Source organism: Pseudomonas sp. FW305-70, assembly GCF_058783925.1.
Window position 1 is genome coordinate 1 of the sequence record NZ_JBYSYZ010000042.1, and the last position, 19,522, is coordinate 19,522.

14 protein-coding genes are annotated in these 19,522 nt (G+C 62.3%); 8 read left to right on the top strand and 6 right to left on the bottom strand.

From position 1 onward, the window contains the following. Nucleotides 1-275: 275 nt before the first annotated feature. Nucleotides 276-1,310 carry an AraC family transcriptional regulator gene (locus AC3WN7_RS23850; RefSeq protein WP_102675293.1) on the bottom strand — a complete coding sequence of 345 codons (1,035 nt, stop codon included), beginning with the start codon at nucleotides 1,308-1,310 and terminating at the stop codon, nucleotides 276-278. Between the two features lie 356 nt (nucleotides 1,311-1,666). Here AC3WN7_RS23850 and AC3WN7_RS23855 point away from each other — a divergent pair, with 356 nt between their 5' ends. From AC3WN7_RS23855 to AC3WN7_RS23890, 8 genes are all read left to right on the top strand, one after another. Further along, the gene (locus AC3WN7_RS23855) at nucleotides 1,667-2,233 is read left to right on the top strand and encodes an RBBP9/YdeN family alpha/beta hydrolase (protein ID WP_015093602.1); all 567 of its coding nucleotides are present in this window, start codon (nucleotides 1,667-1,669) and stop codon (nucleotides 2,231-2,233) included. A gap of 123 nt (nucleotides 2,234-2,356) precedes the next feature. Further along, nucleotides 2,357-4,360: a DUF1302 domain-containing protein gene (locus AC3WN7_RS23860; RefSeq protein ID WP_095965796.1), complete on the top strand. Its 2,004-nt coding sequence runs from the start codon at nucleotides 2,357-2,359 to the stop codon at nucleotides 4,358-4,360. A gap of 41 nt (nucleotides 4,361-4,401) precedes the next feature. Next, nucleotides 4,402-5,760 (top strand): DUF1329 domain-containing protein, encoded by a 1,359-nt coding sequence (locus tag AC3WN7_RS23865; RefSeq protein WP_095965795.1) that lies wholly within the window; start codon nucleotides 4,402-4,404, stop codon nucleotides 5,758-5,760. Nucleotides 5,761-5,952: 192 nt separating this feature from the next. After that, nucleotides 5,953-7,044, top strand: coding sequence for a WD40/YVTN/BNR-like repeat-containing protein (locus tag AC3WN7_RS23870; RefSeq protein WP_095965794.1), 1,092 nt, complete (start codon nucleotides 5,953-5,955; stop codon nucleotides 7,042-7,044). 16 nt (nucleotides 7,045-7,060) lie between these two features. Then, nucleotides 7,061-9,580, top strand: coding sequence for an efflux RND transporter permease subunit (locus AC3WN7_RS23875; protein ID WP_102675292.1), 2,520 nt, complete (start codon nucleotides 7,061-7,063; stop codon nucleotides 9,578-9,580). Nucleotides 9,581-9,586: 6 nt separating this feature from the next. Then, nucleotides 9,587-11,365 carry an acyl-CoA dehydrogenase C-terminal domain-containing protein gene (locus AC3WN7_RS23880; protein ID WP_102675291.1) on the top strand — a complete coding sequence of 593 codons (1,779 nt, stop codon included), beginning with the start codon at nucleotides 9,587-9,589 and terminating at the stop codon, nucleotides 11,363-11,365. 23 nt (nucleotides 11,366-11,388) lie between these two features. After that, complete coding sequence (locus tag AC3WN7_RS23885) at nucleotides 11,389-13,032, top strand: fatty acid--CoA ligase (RefSeq protein WP_102675290.1); 1,644 nt, start codon at nucleotides 11,389-11,391, stop codon at nucleotides 13,030-13,032. A gap of 285 nt (nucleotides 13,033-13,317) precedes the next feature. Further along, the gene (locus AC3WN7_RS23890) at nucleotides 13,318-13,662 is read left to right on the top strand and encodes a potassium channel family protein (protein ID WP_102675289.1); all 345 of its coding nucleotides are present in this window, start codon (nucleotides 13,318-13,320) and stop codon (nucleotides 13,660-13,662) included. Between the two features lie 50 nt (nucleotides 13,663-13,712). Here AC3WN7_RS23890 and AC3WN7_RS23895 read toward each other — a convergent pair whose 3' ends face one another. The 5 genes from AC3WN7_RS23895 to ydcS all read right to left on the bottom strand — a co-directional run bounded on the left by AC3WN7_RS23895 (nucleotide 13,713) and on the right by ydcS (nucleotide 19,462). Further along, nucleotides 13,713-15,137, bottom strand: a complete 1,425-nt coding sequence (locus tag AC3WN7_RS23895) for a gamma-aminobutyraldehyde dehydrogenase (protein ID WP_095964997.1) — start codon at nucleotides 15,135-15,137, stop codon at nucleotides 13,713-13,715. 177 nt (nucleotides 15,138-15,314) lie between these two features. Further along, nucleotides 15,315-16,124 (bottom strand): ABC transporter permease, encoded by an 810-nt coding sequence (locus tag AC3WN7_RS23900; protein WP_015093712.1) that lies wholly within the window; start codon nucleotides 16,122-16,124, stop codon nucleotides 15,315-15,317. Continuing rightward, nucleotides 16,114-17,061, bottom strand: a complete 948-nt coding sequence (locus AC3WN7_RS23905; RefSeq protein ID WP_095964998.1) for an ABC transporter permease — start codon at nucleotides 17,059-17,061, stop codon at nucleotides 16,114-16,116. The genes AC3WN7_RS23900 and AC3WN7_RS23905 overlap by 11 nt, the downstream gene beginning before the upstream one ends. Nucleotide 17,062: 1 nt before the next feature. Further along, nucleotides 17,063-18,100: an ABC transporter ATP-binding protein gene (locus tag AC3WN7_RS23910; RefSeq protein WP_095964999.1), complete on the bottom strand. Its 1,038-nt coding sequence runs from the start codon at nucleotides 18,098-18,100 to the stop codon at nucleotides 17,063-17,065. Nucleotides 18,101-18,310: 210 nt separating this feature from the next. After that, on the bottom strand, nucleotides 18,311-19,462 hold the full coding sequence (ydcS, locus tag AC3WN7_RS23915; protein WP_007975060.1) for a putative ABC transporter substrate-binding protein YdcS: 1,152 nt from the start codon (nucleotides 19,460-19,462) through the stop codon (nucleotides 18,311-18,313). Between the last annotated feature and the right edge of the window lie 60 nt (nucleotides 19,463-19,522).

Genomic DNA, 19,522 nt, shown 5'->3' on the forward strand with positions numbered 1-19,522 from the left:
AGGCTGGCTCCTACAGGTTCAGCGTGGGCACGGTCCTTTGTGGGAGCTGGCTTGCCAGCGATGGTCGTTAACGATGACGCGGGCGAGCTGGATGAACGCGGCGTGCTGGAGTCCATCGCCAGCAGGCTGGCTCCTACAGGTTCAGCGTGGGCACGGTCCTTTGTGGGAGCTGGCTTGCCAGCGATGGTCGTTAACGATGAGGCGGGTGAGCTGGATGAACGCGGCGTGCTGGAGTCCATCGCCAGCAGGCTGGTTCCTGCGGGTGTGTGTTCGACTCAGGACTCTTTCGGGCCTGCGCCAGGTTTTGCTGTGGATTGTTTTTGCGCACGCCACGTCGCCGGCGGCATCCCGAACTGGCTGATAAACCACCGCGTAAACGAACTCGCCATCGAATAGCCGAGCATGTCGGCAATGCGGCTAAGGGAGTAGTTCGGGTTGTCCAGATAACGCAGCACCAGATCACGGCGCACATCGTTGATTACGTCGTTGAAGGCGCAACCATCGTCCTTGAGGCGGCGTTGCAGGGTGCGTACGTTCATGCCCTGGCTCTGGGCGACCTGTTCGATGGTGGCGCGCCCCATGGGCAGCAGCAGGTAGATCGCCTTGCGTACTTCGAACAGCATCGAGGTGCCTTCGTGGCCCTGCAGCGAGTCGAGGTAGCTCTGGGCGTAGCGGGCCATGGCCGGGTCGGCGTTGGGGTTGGTCATGTCGAGGCTGATGTCGGGGCAGACGATGCCGTTGAACTCGCTGCCGAACTCCAGTTTGCAACCAAACAGCCGGCGGTGCAGGTGCAGGTTGTCCGGTGCCTGGTGCATGAAGTTGACGCTGTAGGGGTGCCAGTGTGAGCCCAGCAGGGCCGAGCACAGCCGGAACATCACGCCGATGGCCAACTCCGTGGCCTGGCGGCTGGGCATGGGCGTTTCGGTGACCACCTCTTCGCGAATGATCACCATCTTGCCGGCCTCTTCGATGAAGATGGCCAGCGAGTCGTTCATCAGGTGTCGGTAATCCACCACGACCTGCAAGGCATCGCGCAGGGTGCGCTGGTGGCTGAGCAGCAGGCTGACCACGCCGAAGTCCGAGAGCTGGCGTGACTCGGCCATGCTCAGGCCGAAGGTCTGGCAACCGCTGGCGGTGGCGGAGTCTTCCAGCAGGCGTACGGCGGCATCGATCTGGATGCGGTGTTCAGGGGCTTGCAGTTGGGCCCTGCTCAGGCCGACAGCGGCCAGCACGTCGCGCGGGTTGAAACCCAGGTACTGGGTGACCTCAAGGTAGTTGGTCAAGACGGCGGCGCGAACAAGCTTGGTCATGCGAGGGGCTTCCCTGTGCCGATGGCGATTGGCGTGAGCGTGGCGACTATATCCAGCGTATCAACAGTTGAACAGTTGTCATGTCGTTGATGGTTTTCATGCTGTGCGCTCACCCATCTTCTACGCTGCAGGGAGCCATCAGCGCTCATCCGTTGATTACAGTGACCTTGCGCCAACCTGCTGGGTTTTTTAGACCGACGGTCACGCGTCTGAGTGTCGGACAATTTGTCATCAAAAGAAAAGTGCCTGACGTCCAATGTAAAGCGCTTCGGGTGGGCGCTCTTTAATGTCGACCCTACAAAAAGCCCCTGGCGCAAACAGCCAGTCGAGTTATCGAGAAAGCGAAGGTGTTCACCGTGGACAAACTGCAAACTGCCGCCACCGTTCTGATTGTTCCAGGTCTGCGCGAGCACGTGGCCGAACATTGGCAAACGTTGCTGCAAGCCAGGCTGAGCAACGTGCGTAGCGTCCCGCCGCTGGAGACCGACAAGCTCGATTGCATGGCTCGCGTGCGGGCCATCCAGCACGAACTCGAGCAGATCGACGGGCCGGTGATTCTGGTGGCCCACAGTGCCGGCGTACTGATGGTCGCGCACTGGGCTGCGCATTACAGCCGTCCGATCAAGGGCGCTTTGCTGGCCGCGCCACCGGACCTCGATGCGGTCTGGCCGGCAAACTATCCATCTTCCGAAACCCTGCGTAGCCAGGGCTGGAATCCTCTGCCACAAGGCCCGCTGCCATTTCGCAGCATCGTGGCCGGCAGCACCAACGATCACCTTGCCACGCTGCCTGCGGTCACCCGCATGGCAGAAGGCTGGGGCGCCGAATTGCTCAATCTGGGCGATGTCGGTCACCTCAATCCGGCCGCAGGATTTGGCCACTGGCCGCAAGCCGAAGCACTCATCCTGGAGCTGGACCGCTAGTACAAGGAGCTGGACTGGCAGTACGCCACCGGCATTTGCCCTCATTCCTTAAACGCAAACCCGAAGAGGTTTGCGTGAGGGCGGCTGCGCTAAAAACAAATACAAAAAGGCGGAGACAACGCAATGCACAACAACAAGAGTCACGGCTTCACCGCTCCACGCTGCACCTTGCTGGCCTCGGCCATTCTCGCGGCAACCGTACCGGTGGCCCATGGGGCCGAAATCGAGACGGGGAATCCGGACTGGAACGTACGCGTGGATAACACCATCAAGTACAACTATGGCGTGCGCACCGAAAGCGCCGACAAACGCATGTTGGGAACGCCGAACAACAACGACGGCGACTACAACTTCCGCAAGGCCGGCACCAACATCACCAACCGTATCGACCTGTTGACCGAAATGGACGTGGTCTACAAGAACGCCATGGGTTTTCGCGTCAGCGCCGCCAGCTGGTACGACAAGGCCTATGACAACACCGGCTCCAACTCCAACCCGTTCGTCAACGGCAACGATGCGCGTTCGGGCCTGATTGCCAACGACCCGCGCCTGGCCGGGGTCACCCGTGACAACGTCGGCAACGGCAGCCCCCACCTGAGCAACTATGCCCAGCGCTACTACAGCGGTCCTTCGGGCGAAATCCTCGATGCCTTCGTGTTCTACAGCACCGAAGTGGGCGAGGAGTCGATGTTCAGCGCCAAGGCCGGTCAGCACAACGTGTTCTGGGGCGAGACCATTCTCAACCCGGTGCACTCGGTCAGCTATGGCCAGTCCGGCCTCGATCTGGCCAAGCTTGCCGCGTCGCCGGGTACCGAGGCCAAGGAACTGTTCGTTCCGCGTAACCAGCTGTCGATGACGTTCACCGTCAATCCCGAGCTGACCGTGGGTGCCCAGTACTTCCTCAATTGGGATGCCGCGCGCCTGCCGGAAGCGGGCACCTATTACGGTGGTTCCGACCTGGTCGGCTTCGGCGCGCAATCGTTCCTGTTGGGCAACACCAACGCCGTGGTACCGGGCAGCCCGCTGGGTTGTGGCCTGGCGCCGTGCAACGCCTTGACCAATGTGCGTCGCGGCAAGGACCTGACACCGCATGACAGCGGCGACTGGGGCGTCATGGCCAAGTGGTCGCCGGCGTGGCTGGATGGCACCCTCGGCGTTTACTACCGCGAAACCTCGGAAATCCTGCCGCAAGCCTATCTGGACGCCAGGGGCATTACCTCGGCCAACCCGAACGGCACCCGTCCGGCGGGGCAAGTGCCTGCGGTGATCAACACCCTCAATTCGCTGGACACCGCCACCTATCAACTGGCCTATGCCGACAACATCAAGATCCTTGGCCTGAGCCTGTCCAAGGATGTCGGCGGGATCAGCGTCGGTTCGGACCTGAACGTTCGCCACAACATGCCGCTGGCCAGTATCCCGGCGATCGTCAGTACCCGCAGCCCGCTGGGCCTGGGTCAAGGTCTGGGTCTGCTGCCTGCCCGTACGGACGCCACCGGTGTGGTCTACGACACCCCGAGCCGTGGCGACAGCATGAGCGCCACAGGCGACACCTTGCACTGGACGCTCAACGGTCTGATGACCCTGCCGAAAACACCGGTGTTCGATCAGGCCACCGTGCTGGCCGAGCTGTACTACAGCAACCTGCTCAAGCTCGATAGCAAGAACGAGGCGCTTTACAAGGGCAAGGACAGCTATCGCGGCATCGACGCGCCGACCCGTGACAACTGGGGCCTGGCAGTCAACTTCACACCGACCTGGTACCAGGTGTTCCCCGGTGTCGACCTCAACGCACCCATGTCCGTCAACGTCGGTCTCGACGGTGTGTCGCCGGTCTCCGGTGGCGGGGCCAAGGACACCGGCAACTATGCCGTGGGCGTGGGCGCCATTGTCTACAACAAATACTTTATCGACCTGAAGTACGTGGACTCCTTCGGCCAGACCGACAAGTGCAACGTCAGCGGTGTGAGCACCGGCCCGAACGGCGGCGACGGCTCCACCCCGAATGCCTTCAGCGGCAACGAAAACTACGCCTGCTACGCCGGCGGCTACTCGTCCTTCTCCGGAGGGGGGGCCACGACCGAGGACCGTGGCGCCCTGTACCTGACGATGAAAACAACATTCTGATTCACCACTGATTTGCTCAATGCAAGCAGGAGAATAACAAGATGAAATTTGTACAAACCGTGTTGGCCGCTTCGCTGGCCATGGTCTTCGCCGCCCAGGCACAGGCTGCTGTTTCAACTCAGGAAGCTGCCAAACTGGGCACCAGCCTGACGCTGGTGGGCGCCGAAAAAGCCGGGAACGCCGATGGCTCCATCCCCGCCTACAACGGTGGCCTGACCAGCGCGCCGGCCGGCTTCAAAGCTGGCGACAGCATGCGCCCGGATCCTTTTGCCAGCGAAAAGCCGCTGTTGGTGATCGACGGCAAGAACGTCGATCAATACAAGGGCCTGCTCACGGCAACCACGGTAGAACTGGCCAAGCGTTTCCCGACGTTCCGTGTCGACGTGTTCCCGACGCACCGCACCGTTTCGCTGCCTCAAGCGATTCTGGACAACGGCGTGAAGAACGCCAGCGGCGCCAAGTCCCTGGAAGGTGGCCTGGCCATCGACAACGTGCTGCCGGGCATTCCGTTCCCGATTCCGCAGTCGGGCAACGAAGCGATGTGGAACTTCCTGTTGCGCTACCAGGGCGTCAGCATCAGCTCCAAGTACGACTCCTGGAACGTCGACTCCGCCGGTGTGCCGAGCCTGGCGACCACCGGGCAAGCGAACATCTCCTACCCGATCTATGAAAACCTCTCGCAGCCGATCAGCAGCGCCGACGTGTACTACCAGATGAAGCTGGCGTACACCGGCCCTGCGCGCCGTGCCGGTGAGGCGATCATGCTCAAGGACGCCGCCAACCCGTTGCAGCAGCCGCGTCGTGCCTGGCAGTACTTGCCGGGTCAGCGTCGGGTGAAACTGGCGCCGAGCCTGGCGTACGACACGCCTAACCCGGGTACCGCCGGCGCGGGCACCTACGATGACGTGTTCGTGTTCAACGGTGCGCTGGACCGCTACGACTGGAAGCTGGTGGGCAAGCAGGAAATGATCGTGCCCTACAACACCTACAAGCTGACTTACGTCCAGGATCCGAAGTCGCTGACCACTGCCAATCACCTGTCGCCGGACTTCGTACGCTGGGAAAAACACCGCGTGTGGGTTGTCGAAGGCAACCTCAAGGCCGGTGCCCGTCACATCTACGCCAAGCGCCGCTTCTACCTCGACGAAGACAGCTGGACCGCTCTGGCCTCGGATCAATATGACGCCCGTGGTCAGCTCTATCGCGGTTCCTTCGCCTTCCTCAGCCAGAGCTATGACAAGCAGGTTCCGGACTCGACGCCCTTCATGATCTACGACCTGGTGGGTGGTTCGTACAACATCAACGGTGTGGTCGGTCCTTACGGCGGCATCAAGTACATCGAGCCGCTCTCCAAGGCGCAGTGGTCTTCGGAATCGCTGGCAGGCGCCGGCATTCGCTAAGTCAACCGCAAGCAAACGCTCACCCTGTAGGAGCGAGCTTGCTCGCGATGGACCAGAGGGCGACGCGGGCATCCATACAGCACGCGTCATCGTTCACGACCATCGCGAGCAAGCTCGCTCCTACAAGGGCATGACCTGCACGTCTGGTACACGCAAGTGTGCCTCGACGCGGTTTTCCGAAGAGGACGCAGCATGTGTTCGTATAAAAATAATATTGTGCGTTTGGCGTTAGGCGTTGTGCTCGGCCTGTCGCAGGGCATCACCCAGGCGGCCGATTACGTCGATGTGCTGGACCTGCCCGCCAGGGTCAGTGCCTTGGCGATCAACAGCCCGTTGTCCGGCATGACCCGCGCCGGCGGGCGCGTGATTACCGTCGGCCAGCGTGGCCATATTCTGTTTTCCGATGATTCGGGAAACCACTGGCAGCAGGCCGTCGTACCGGCCAGTGCCGACCTCACTGCGGTGAATTTTCCGACCGCCACCCAAGGCTGGGCGGTGGGCAATGACGGCGTGGTGCTGCACAGCAGCGACGCCGGCGCGACCTGGAAGAAGCAACTCGACGGTCGCCAGATCGGCGAATTGCTGATCAAGCATTACTCGGCGCTGGCCAAGGCCGAGCCGGGCAACGAGCAATGGCCCCAGTTGGCTATGGAAGGCCAACGACTACTGGATCAGGGCGCGGACAAACCGCTGCTGGACGTCTGGTTCGCCAATGAAAAAACCGGCTATGTGGTCGGCGTGTTCAACCTGATCCTGCGCACCGACGACGGCGGTCAGACCTGGACGCCATTCCAGGACCGCACCGACAACCCGCAGGGCTTCCACCTCAATGCCATCGCCTCCACTGGCAATGCGTTGTACATAGCCGGCGAGCAAGGCCTGTTGCTCAAGTGGGACGACAGCGCCCAACGCTTCAATGCCGTGCCGACGCCGTATCAGGGCAGCTTCTTCGGCGTGCTCGGCAAGCCCGGCGAAGTGCTGGTCTACGGCCTGCGCGGCAACGTGCTGCGCAGCACCGATGGCGGCCAGAACTGGACTGCGCTGGACAGCGGCCTGCACGTCAGCATCACCGCGGGCCTGATCGATGCCCGTGGCAATTATCGCTTGTTCACCCAGGGCGGGCAGATGCTGGTCAGCCAGGGGACGGGCGCGCAGATGCATCTGGTGCGGCAACCGGCACCGACGCCGGTCGCCGGCGCTGCCCAGTCCACCGACGGCGCACTGGTGCTGGCGGGAAGCCGTGGTGCCCGGACGCTGTCCGCCGATCCAGCCCTCGAACCCTAAGAGCGAGAACCCAGACATGGGCAACATCAAACAAGACGCCATGCCGGTGATCCGCGATCTGCGTGATTTCGACCACCGCTCCGGCAACCGCCTGGAACGCCTGGTGTTCAACTTCCGTCCGCTGTTCATGCTGCTGATGGCCCTGGCCACCGTGGTGCTCGGCTACATGGCGGCGACGCGCCTGGAGCTGCGCCCCAGCTTCGAAAAGATGATTCCGCAGAGCCAGCCGTACATCCAGAACTTCCTGGAAAACCGCGCTTCGCTGCGCGGGTTGGGCAACTCGGTGCGCGTGGTGGTCGAGAACACCCAGGGCGATATTTTCGATCCCGAATACCTCGACGTACTCAAGCAGGTCAACGACCAGCTGTTCCTCACCGAAGGCGTCGACCGCGCCTGGATGAAGTCGCTGTGGAGTCCGGCGGTGCGCTGGACCGAAGTCACCGAGGATGGTTTCCAGGGTGGCCCGGTGATGCCCGACACCTATTCAGGGCAGCCTGATCAGATCGAACAGCTGCGCCAGAACATTTCCCGCGCCGGCATTGTCGGCAGCCTGGTGGCCAGCGATTTCAAGTCGACCATGCTGGTCGTGCCACTGCTGGACAAAGCCGCCGCCGGTGGCCAGCGCATCAACTACCACGCGTTTTCGCAGATGCTCGAAGAGCAGTTGCGCGACAAGATCGAATACGCCGGCGACAGCGCTGCACGTAAGTCCGGGGTGGAAGGCACCGGCCATTACAAGGTGCGGGTGATCGGCTTCGCCAAACTCATGGGCGACCTGATCGACGGCCTGATCCAGGTGATGATGTTCTTCGGTCTGGCGGTCGTCACTTCACTGGCCATCATCTACGCCTACACCCGTTGCGTGCGCAGCACCTTGCTGGTGGTTGGCTGCTCGCTGGTCGCGGTGGTCTGGCAACTGGGCATCGTCGCCTGGCTCGGTTACGCCATCGATCCGTACTCGGTGCTGGTGCCGTTTTTGATCTTCGCCATCGGCGTGTCCCACGCCGCGCAGAAGATGAACGGCATCATGCAGGACATCGCCCGCGGCACCCACAAGCTGATCGCTGCGCGCTACACCTTCCGCCGCCTGTTCATCGCCGGCGTCACCGCCTTGCTGGCCGATGCCGTGGGCTTTGCGGTGCTGATGCTGATCGACATCCCGGTGATCCAGGACCTGGCAATCACCGCCAGCATCGGCGTCGCGGTGCTGATCTTCACCTCGCTGTTGCTGATGCCGGTGGCGCTGTCCTATATCGGTGTTGGCGCCAAGGCCGCCGAGCGCGCGCTGAAAATCGACACCCGTGCCGAAAAGCACAAAGGCTTCGGCCGGTTGTGGGACGCGCTCGATCGCTTCACCACCGCCAAGTGGGCGACCGGTGCCGTGCTGGTCGCGGTGCTGATGGGCATTGGCGGCTACGTGGTCAGCCTCAACCTGAAGATCGGTGACCTGGAAAGCGGTGCGCCGGAGTTGCGCGCCGACTCGCGCTACAACCGCGACAACGCCTACATCACCCAGCACTACGCGCTGTCCAGCGACCTGTTCGCGGTGATGATCAAGACCGCGCCGGAAGGCTGCCTGAACTACAAGACCCTGGTGCTCGCCGACCGCCTGGCCTGGGAGCTGCAACAGTATCCGGGCGTGCAGGCCACCGCGTCCTTGGTCAACGCGGTACGGCAGATCACTGCCGGCACCTACGAAGGCAACCCCAAGCTCAACAGCATCCAGCGCAACCAGGACGTGCTCAACTACGCCGCGCAGCAAGCCTCGGTCAACTCCCCGGAGCTGTTCAACACCGAGTGCTCGCTGATGCCGGTGATCGCGTTCCTCAAGGATCACAAGGCCGAAACCCTCGATGCCGTGGTCGCCATCGCCGACAAATTCGCCAAGGAAAACAGCACCGAGGATCGCCAGTTCCTGCTGGCTGCCGGCAGCGCCGGTATCGAGGCGGCGACCAACATCGTGGTGCGCGAGGCCAATCGCACCATGCTGCTGTACGTCTACGCGGCGGTGACGCTGTTCTGCCTGATCACCTTCCGCAGCTGGCGGGCCACGCTGGTGGCGTTGTTGCCCCTGGTGCTGACCTCGATCCTCTGTGAGGCCCTGATGGTGGCCATGGGCATCGGCGTGAAAGTCGCGACCCTGCCGGTGATCGCCCTCGGTGTCGGTATCGGCGTGGACTACGCCCTGTACCTGCTCAGCGTGCAACTGCACTTCCAGCGCCAGGGCCTGCCGTTGTCCCAGGCCTACCGCAACGCCGTGTCCTTCACAGGCCGCGTGGTCGGGCTGGTGGGCATCACCCTCGCCGCCGGCGTGGTGTGCTGGGTCTGGTCGCCGATCAAGTTCCAGGCCGACATGGGCATCCTGCTGACCTTCATGTTCCTGTGGAACATGCTCGGTGCGCTGATCCTGATTCCGGCCCTGTCGTATTTCCTGCTGCGCGAACGGGCCCCGCAGCCGGGCTCCGCTACCGCCGCCGAGAACACTGAATCCACTGAACGTCCGGGCATGCCCCATGCCCTGACCACTTCCGAGTAAGCCAAGATGTCTGAATACAAAGCTCCCCTGCGCGACATGCGCTTCGTACTCAACGAGGTTTTCCAGGTGTCCCGGCTCTGGGCCAGTTTGCCCGGCCTGGCCGACGTGATCGATGAAGAAACCGCCGCTGCCATCCTTGAAGAGGCCGGCAAGATCACCGGCGAAGTCATCGCACCCTTGAACCGCGTCACCGACGAACAGGGTTGTACCTGGAGCAATGGTTCGGTCACCGCGCCAGAGGGTTTTGCCGGGGCCTATCAAGCTTTCGCCGAGGGCGGTTGGGTCGGTGTCGGCGGTGATCCGCAGTACGGCGGCATGGGCATGCCCAAGGCGATTTCGGCGCAGGTCGAAGAGATGGTCAACTCGGCCAGCCTGTCGTTCGGCCTGTACCCGATGCTGACCGCCGGTGCCTGCCTGTCGATCAAGGCCCACGCCAGCGAAGAGCTCAAGCAACGCTATCTGCCGAACATGTACGCCGGCACCTGGACCGGTTCGATGTGCCTGACCGAAGCCCACGCCGGCACCGACCTGGGCCTGATTCGCACCAAGGCCGAACCCCAGGCCGATGGCAGCTACAAGGTCAGCGGCAGCAAGATCTTCATCACCGGCGGCGACCACGACCTGAGCGAGAACATCATCCACCTGGTACTGGCGCGCCTGCCGGATGCACCGGCGGGGCCGAAGGGCATCTCGCTGTTCCTGGTGCCCAAGGTGCTGGTCAACGCCGACGGTTCGCTGGGTGAAAACAATGCGCTGTCGTGTGGCTCCATCGAACACAAGATGGGCATCAAGGCCTCCGCCACCTGCGTGATGAACTTCGATGGCGCCACCGGCTGGATCGTCGATGCGCCGAACAAAGGCCTGGCGGCGATGTTCACCATGATGAACTACGAGCGTCTGGGTGTGGGCATCCAGGGCCTGGCCCAGGGCGAGCGTTCCTATCAGAACGCCGTCGCATACGCCCGCGACCGTCTGCAAAGCCGTGCGCCGACCGGTGCGCAGAACAAGGACAAGGCCGCCGACCCGATCATCGTGCACCCGGACGTGCGTCGCATGCTGTTGACCATGAAAGCCTTGAACGAAGGCGGCCGTGCGTTCTCCAGCTATGTCGCGTTGCAACTGGACACGGCCAGGTACAGCGAAGACGAAGTCACGCGCAATCGCGCGCAAGAACTGGTGGCACTGTTGACCCCGGTGGCCAAGGCGTTCCTCACCGACATGGGCCTGGAAACCACCTTGCACGGTCAGATGATCTTCGGCGGCCACGGCTACATCCGCGAGTGGGGCCAGGAGCAACTGGTGCGCGACGTGCGCATCACCCAGATCTACGAAGGCACCAACGGCATCCAGTCCCTGGACCTGGCCGGGCGCAAGATCGTCGGCAGCGGCGGGGCGCTCTACCGCTTGTTCGCCTCGGAAATCCGCAACTTTACCGCTAACGCCGCTGCGGACCTCGACGAGTTCACCAAGCCGCTGAATGCCGCCGTGGACACCCTCGACGAGCTGACCGCATGGCTGCTGGACCGGGCCCAGGGCAACCCGAATGAAATCGGCGCGGCCTCGGTCGAGTACCTGCACGTGTTTGGCTACACCGCCTACGCCTACATGTGGGCGCGGATGGCCAAGGCCGTCATCAGCGGGGATGCCGAAGACGATTTCTACACCAGCAAACTGGCCACCGCGCGTTTCTACTTCGCCCGGTTGCTGCCGCGTATCCACTCGTTGAGCGCATCGGTCAAGGCCGGTAGTGACTGCCTCTACGAGCTGAAAGCCGATCAGTTCTGATCGAAGGACAAGGAACTCCAACCATGCTGAAAACAAAAATAATTCCGCCTGCCGACGGCGCTTATGCCTATCCCTTGCTGATCAAGCAATTGCTGCTGTCCGGCGTGCGTTACGAGCCGGGCCGGGAAATCGTCTACGCCGACAAACTGCGCTACAGCTACCAGACGCTGAACCAGCGCATTCGCCGCCTGGCCAATGCGCTGACGGCGGCCGGGGTCAAGGCCGGTGACACCGTGGCCTTGCTCGACTGGGACAGCCACCGCTACCTGGAATGCTTCTTCGCCGTGCCGATGATCGGCGCGGTGCTGCACACGGTGAACATTCGCCTGTCACCGGAGCAGGTGCTGTTCACCATGAACCACGCAGAGGATGACCTGGTGCTGGTGCATGACGACTTCCTGCCCCTGGTCGAACAGATCCACGGGCGGCTGGAAACGGTAAAAGGCTACCTGCAGCTCACCGATGACGAGGCGACCGCGACCTCGCTGCCGGTGCTCGGTGAGTACGAGCAGTTGCTGTCCCTGGCCCCGGACCAGTACGACTTCCCGGATTTCGACGAGAACTCGGTGGCCACGCTGTTCTACACCACCGGCACCACCGGCGACCCGAAAGGCGTGTACTTCAGCCATCGGCAACTGGTGCTGCACACCCTGAATGCCGTCGGCACCCTGGGCGTCTATCAGGGCCAGCCGCTGTTGCGTTCCGACGATGTGTACATGCCGATCACGCCGATGTTCCACGTGCATGCGTGGGGCGTGCCGTATGTCGCGACGCTGATGGGCATCAAGCAGGTCTACCCCGGCCGCTACGAGCCCAACAGCCTGGTCCGGCTGTACCGCGAAGAGAAGGTGACCTTCTCCCACTGCGTGCCGACCATCCTGCAGATGATCCTCAACTGCGAGGAAGGCAAGGCGACCCGTTTCGACGGCTGGAAAATGCTCCTGGGCGGCAGTGCCCTGACGCTTGGCATCGCCAGTGAAGCCAGCGCCAAAGGCATGGTGGTGCACGCTGGCTACGGCATGTCGGAAACCTGCCCGTTGCTGTGCCTGACCTACCTGCGCGACGAGGACCTTCAGCTATCCGCCGAAGCGCAACTGCCGATCCGCATCAAGACTGGCACGCCGGTGCCGCTGGTCGACCTGAAGATCATCGACGCCGAGGGCAACGACGTGGCCCATGACGGCGAGTCCCTGGGCGAGATCGTGGTGCGCGCGCCGTGGCTGACCCAGGGCTATCTGAAAGCCCCGGACAAAGGCGCGGAGCTGTGGCACAACGGCTGGCTGCACACCGGCGACATGGCCTCGATTGACCAACAGGGCGGCGTGGAAATCAAGGACCGCATCAAGGACGTGATCAAGACCGGCGGCGAGTGGATCAGCTCCCTGGAACTGGAAAGCCTGATCAGCGAACACCCGGGCGTCATGTCCGTCGCGGTGGTGGGCATCGTCGATGAGCAGTGGGGCGAACGGCCCATGGCCATGGTGGTGTGCGAGCCGGGGCAATACCTGGACCGCAAGATCCTCGAGACGCACCTGCAAGCCTTCGTCGACGGCGGCCGCATCAACAAATGGGCGATCCCCAAGCAGTTCAAGTTCGTCGCCGAAATCCCCAAGACCAGTGTTGGCAAGATCAACAAGAAGCTGATTCGGGAAACGGAAGCGAACTGAGGGATAAACCTGGCGCTGTTGTTGTAGGAGCGAGCTTGCTCGCGATGGACTGGAGAGCGCTGCGTTTAACCAGTAAACACGCGTTATCGTTGACGACCATCGCGAGCGAGCTCGCTCCTACAGGAATCCGGCAGCAGGCGGTTTCCGGATAGCCCGGGGGGCGTCATCTTTGTCATAGTCCTGGCCAGAGATAACGCCCCGTTGGTCGCAGTTTTCAGCGCTTGTGCCAAGCTGAACGGGGTATTGAACCGCTGTGCATCAGTCAATCCCCAGGAAGCCCACGACATGAACCTCACCCGTGCATCAAACGTCCGCCACGAGTTCTACAAGGCCGTCTGGTTCTACTTCAAAGTGGTGTGGCCGATCTTCTCGATACTGCTGCTGGTAATCATTGCGTTCGGCCTCATCATCGCCCACCTGGAAGGGTGGAACCCCTATGACGGCATCTACTTCGCCTTCGTGACCGGCCTGACCATCGGCTACGGAGAACTGGTGCCCAAACTGGGGGTGTCACGGGTGCTGGCGATCCTGCTGGGGTTCAATGGGGTACTGATGACGGCGACATTCGCGGCGATCAGTGTCCGGGCGATTGAAGTGACGGTGACGGCGTCACGCAAGGGCAAGGAATAGGGGCAACCAACACGCACTCTCCTGTGGGAGCGGGCTTGCTCGCGAAGCTTTTAGTGCTTGAACATCACATGCCGCACAACGGTGTAATCCTCCAGCCCGTACATGGACATGTCCTTGCCATACCCGGACAACTTCTGACCGCCATGAGGCATTTCGCTGACCAGCATGAAGTGCGTATTGACCCAGGTGCAGCCGTACTGCAAGCGCGCCGACATCCGATGGGCGCGGCCGACATCGGCGGTCCACACGGAGGAGGCCAGGCCGTAGTCCGAATCGTTGGCCCAGCCCAGCACCTGCGCTTCATCGCTGAACCTGGTCACCGACACCACCGGCCCGAACACTTCGCGCCGCACGATCTCGTCATCCTGCTGGGCATCGGCCAGCACCGTCGGTTCGAAGAAGAAACCATTGCCTTCGACAGCCTTGCCGCCAGTGATCAGGCGAATGTGCGGCTGGGCGATGGCGCGTTCGACGAAACCGGCCACGCGGTCGCGGTGCTGTGCGGTAATCAGCGGGCCGAGTTCGGTCGATGGATCGTCCTGCACGCCGTACTTGATGCTGCTGACGGCGGCACCGAGTTTCTCGACGAATTTCTCGTAGATGCCTTCCTGCGCGTAGATGCGGCAGGCGGCGGTGCAGTCCTGACCGGCGTTGTAGAACCCGAAGGTGCGGATGCCTTCGACGGCGGCGTCGATGTCGGCGTCGTCGAAGATGATCACCGGAGCCTTGCCGCCCAGTTCCATGTGCATGCGTTTGACGCTGTCGGCGGTGCTGGAAATGATGTTCGAGCCGGTGGCGATCGAACCGGTCAGCGACACCATGCGCACTTTCGGGTGGGTGACCAGCGGGCTGCCGACGCTAGGACCGCGGCCGAACACCAGGTTGAGTACGCCGGCCGGGAAGATGTCCGACGCCAGTTCGGCCAGGCGTAGCGCAGTCAGCGGGGTCTGTTCCGACGGCTTGAGCACCACGGTATTACCGGCGGCCAGGGCCGGGGCGATTTTCCAGGCGACCATCATCAGCGGGTAGTTCCACGGCGCGATGGAGGCGATCACGCCCACCGGGTCGCGGCGGATCATCGAGGTGTGGCCGGGCAGGTATTCGCCACCGGCCGAACCGCTCATGCAACGGCTGGCGCCGGCGAAGAAGCGGAACACGTCGGCAATCGCCGGGATCTCGTCGTTCAGCGCGGCGCTGTAAGGCTTGCCGCAGTTGTCCGATTCCAGTTTGGCCAGCTCTTCGCCGTGGGCCTCGATGGCATCGGCGAGTTTGAGCAGCAGCAGCGAACGTTCTTTCGGCGGGGTCTGCGACCAGCTGGTGAAAGCGGCGTCGGCGGCACGTACGGCGGCATCGACCTGGGCTTCGCTGGCTTCGTTGATTTCCACCAGCACACGACCCAGCGCGGGGTTGAACACCGGTTGGGCAGGGCCTTCGCCGTCTTGCAGTTGGCCGTTGATCAAGAGTTTGGTTTGCATGGCGTTGTCCTCTTCGGAACTGTTGTTTTTTCTCTGTGGAAACCGGCCAAAATGTGGGAGCGGGCTTGCTCGCGAAAGCGGTTTATCAGTCGCCATCATTGTTGAATGTGATGGCCTCTTCGCGAGCAAGCCCGCTCCCACAGGATCCGGTTCCCCCATTGGGAGTTGAGTTGTCAGTTACTTGCCGCCACTGCCCGCAACGCTTTCACCGCCACGGGTCAGGTAATAGGCGCCAAGGATCGGCAGCATGGTCACGATCATCACCAGCATCGCCACGACGTTGGTCACCGGCACGTCCCGTGGGCGGCTCAGCTGGTTGAGCAGCCACAGCGGCAGGGTCCGTTCATGGCCGGCGGTGAAGGTGGTGACGATGATTTCGTCGAACGACAGGGCAAACGCCAGCATGCCGCCGGCCAGCAACGCCGAGCCGAGGTTCGGCAGGATGATGTAGCGGAAGGTCTGCCAGCCGTCGGCGCCGAGGTCCATCGAGGCCTCGATCAAGCTGTGGGACGTACGGCGCAAGCGGGCGATGACGTTGTTGTAGACGATCACCACGCAGAAGGTCGCGTGGCCGACGATGATGGTGAACATCCCCGGCTCGATGCCCAGTGTCTTGAAGGTTGCCAGCAACGCGATCCCGGTGATGATCCCCGGCAGGGCGATCGGCAGGATCAGCATCAGCGAGATGCCCTGCTTGCCGAAGAAGTCTCGGCGGTACAGTGCCGCCGAAGCCAGCGTGCCAAGGACCATGGCAATCAGCGTGGCAATCGAGGCGATCTGCAACGACAGCTTGATGGCTTCGAGCACGTCCGGCCGGGAGAACGCCACGCCGATCCACTTCCAAGTGAAGCCCTTGGGCGGAAAGCTGAACGCCGCGTCTTCGGTGTTGAAGGCGTACAGGAAGATGATCAGGATCGGGAAGTGCAGGAACACCAATCCGCCCCAGGCCGCGATGCGTAGCCCGAGAGATGCTTTTTCAGAGTGCATCGAAGGCCCCCAGACGTTTGACGATGGACAGATAGATGGCGATCAGCACGATCGGCACCAGGGTGAACGCTGCGGCCATGGGCATGTTGCCGATGGCGCCTTGCTGGGCATACACCATGCTGCCGACGAAGTAGCCGGGCGGGCCGATCAGTTGCGGCACGATGAAATCGCCCAGGGTCAGCGAGAAGGTGAAGATCGAACCGGCGGCAATGCCCGGGATCGACAGCGGCAGAATCACTTGCATGAAGGTCTGGCGCGGCTTGGCCCCGAGGTCGGCGGAGGCTTGCAGCAGCGAGGGCGGCAGGCGTTCCAGCGAAGCCTGGATCGGCAGGATCATGAACGGCAGCCAGATGTAGACGAACACCATGAAACGGCCCAGGTGCGAGGTCGACAAGGTGCTGCCGCCGACGCCTGGAATCCCCAACACGAACTGCAGGACCGGTTCCAGCCCCAGGTGCTGCACGAACCACTGTGCCACGCCGCCCTTGGCCAGCAGCAGTGTCCAGGCGTAGGCCTTGACGATGTAACTGGCCCACATCGGCATCATCACCGCGATGTAGAAAAACGCTTTGGTCTTGCCCGTGGTGTAGCGCGCCATGTAGTAGGCGATCGGGAATGCGACGATGGCGCTGGCAATCGACACGGCAATCGCCATGCCCAGAGTGCGCAGGATGATGTCGAAGTTCGACGGCTGGAACAGCGCGGTGAAGTTGGCCAGGGTCAGGTCGGGAGTGACCGCCATGGTGAAGTCATCGAAGGTGTAGAAACCTTGCCACAGCAGAACCAGCAACGAACCCAGGTAGATCGCGCCGAACCACAGCAGCGGCGGTACCAGCAGGAGCGACAGGTAAAAATTCGGCCGACGATACAGCAGGTTGGAAAACCTGCGCAGCAGCGAGCCGCTGGCCGGCGATTGAGGGATGGCTACGGTGTTCATCTCACACCCCGCCTGCAACGGTGTCGTGTAACGGGATCATGGCTTCGCGTGCCCAACGCGCGCTGATGCGCTGCCCGGTCTGGTGTTGTGCGCTGGTGTCCAGCCACTGATTGTTGGCCTGGCTGATGTTCAGGGTCTGGCCGTTTTCCAGTTTCAGTTCATAGCGGGTGGCGCTGCCCTGGTACTGGATATCGTGGAGCAAGCCGGTGACTTCGATTTCGTGGCTGGCCAGCGGGCCTTCGGCGAAACGCACGTGTTCCGGGCGAATCGAGAACGGCTGTGGATTGCCACTGAGCTGCCTGGCCAGGTCACCGCGAATCACGTTGGAGGTGCCGACGAATTCCGCCACGAAGGTGGTGGCCGGTTTCATGTACAGGTTACGCGGGCTGTCGACTTGTTCGATGCGGCCCTTGTTGAATACCGCCACGCGGTCGGACATCGACAGCGCTTCGGTCTGGTCGTGGGTGACGAAGATGAAGGTGATGCCGAGCTGGCGCTGCAGTTTTTTCAGCTCGCTCTGCATTTGCTCGCGCAGTTTCAAGTCGAGTGCGCCGAGTGGCTCGTCGAGCAAGAGTACGCGAGGCCGGTTGACCAGGGCGCGGGCCAGGGCCACACGCTGGCGCTGACCACCGGAAAGCTGCACCGGCTTGCGGTCGCCATAGCCGCCGAGGGCGACCATATCGAGGGCTTCTTCGGCGCGTTTCAGACGTTCGGCCTTGCCCACGCCTTTGACTTTCAAACCGTAGGCGACGTTGTCGCGAACGTTCATGTGCGGGAACAGCGCGTAATCCTGGAACACGGTGTTCACGTCACGCTGGTACGGCGGCAGGCCGGCGGCCTCTTCGCCATGAATACGGATGGAGCCTGCGCTCGGTTGTTCGAAACCGGCGATCAGGCGCAAACAGGTGGTCTTGCCCGAGCCGGAAGGCCCCAGCATGGAGAAGAACTCGCCGTCCTGGATGTCGATGGAAACCCGGTCTACGGCTTTCACTTCGCCGAATTGACGGGAAACGTTGGTGAACTGGACTGCAAGCGTCATGGTGCGGTGCTCCAAAAAGGCGAAGGCCGTCGCAGCGGCCCTGCCTGGACTTCTGAAAAAGCTGAATCGAATACGGTGTGTTGGTTGTAGATATCCCCCTGTGGGAGCGGGCTTGCTCGCGAATGCAGTGTGTCAGGCAACATCAATGCTGGATGTGATGGCCTCTTCGCGAGCAAGCCCGCTCCCACAGGGGCGGTGTCATCTCACAAACTACCTACCGCCCATGATCGCGATGTAGTCCTGGGTCCAGCGGCTGTACGGCACGAACTTGCCGCCTTCAGCTTGTGGGGTTTTCCAGAAGGCGATCTTGTCGAACTGGTCGAAACCGTTGGTCTTGCAGCCTTCGGCGCCGAGCAGTTCGCTCTCCTTGCACGCCGCAGGGACCGCTGGCAGCGAGCCGAACCACGCCGCTACGTCGCCCTGGACTTTCGGTTGCAGCGACCAGTCCATCCACTTGTAGGCGCAGTTCGGGTGCTTGGCCTCGCTGTGCATCATGGTGGTGTCGGCCCAACCGGTGGCGCCTTCTTTCGGGATGGTCGAGGCGATGGGCTGTTTCTCGTTCATCAGGCCGTTGACCTGATACGGCCACGCGCCGGAGGCGACCACGCCTTCGTTCTTGAAGTCACTCATTTGCACGGTGGTGTCGTGCCAGTAGCGGTGGATCAACGGCTGCTGGGCGCGCAGCAGGTCGAGCACGGCCTTGTACTGGGCCTCGGTCAGTTCATACGGGCTCTGGATGCCCAGTTCCGGTTTGGCGGTTTTCAGGTAAAGCGCCGCGTCGGCGATGTAGATCGGGCCGTCATAGGCTTGCACGCGCCCCTTGTTCGGCTTGCCGTCCGGCAGGTTTTCGGCATTGAACAGCACGCCCCAGGTGGTCGGCGCGGTCTTGAACACGTTGGTGTTGTACATCAGCACGTTCGGGCCCCACTGATAGGGGGTGCCGTAGGTCTGCTTGTTGACCACGTACCAGGGTGCATCCTTGAGGCGCGGGTCGAGGTTTTTCCAGTTCGGGATCAACGCGGTGTTGATCGGCTGTACACGCTTGCCGACGATCAGGCGCAGGGAGGCGTCGCCCGACGCCGTCACCAGATCGTAACCACCCTTGGCCATCAGACTGACCATTTCATCGGAAGTGGCCGCGGTCTTGACGTTGACCTTGCAGCCGGTTTCCTTCTCGAAACCGGTCACCCAGTCGTAGGCCTTGTCGCTCTCGCCACGTTCGATGTAGCCAGGCCAGGCCACAATATCCAGTTGGCCCTCGCCAGCCCCGACAGCTTTGAGCGGCTCGGCGGCCTGGAGGCTGGCACTGGCCAGCAGCGCGGTGGTGATTGCACTGAGCAGTGCGGTCTTGTGCACGAACATGGGACACACCTCTTTGTTTTTTAGGTTTTTGTTAAGAGTAGCTGCAAGCGGCAAGCTTCA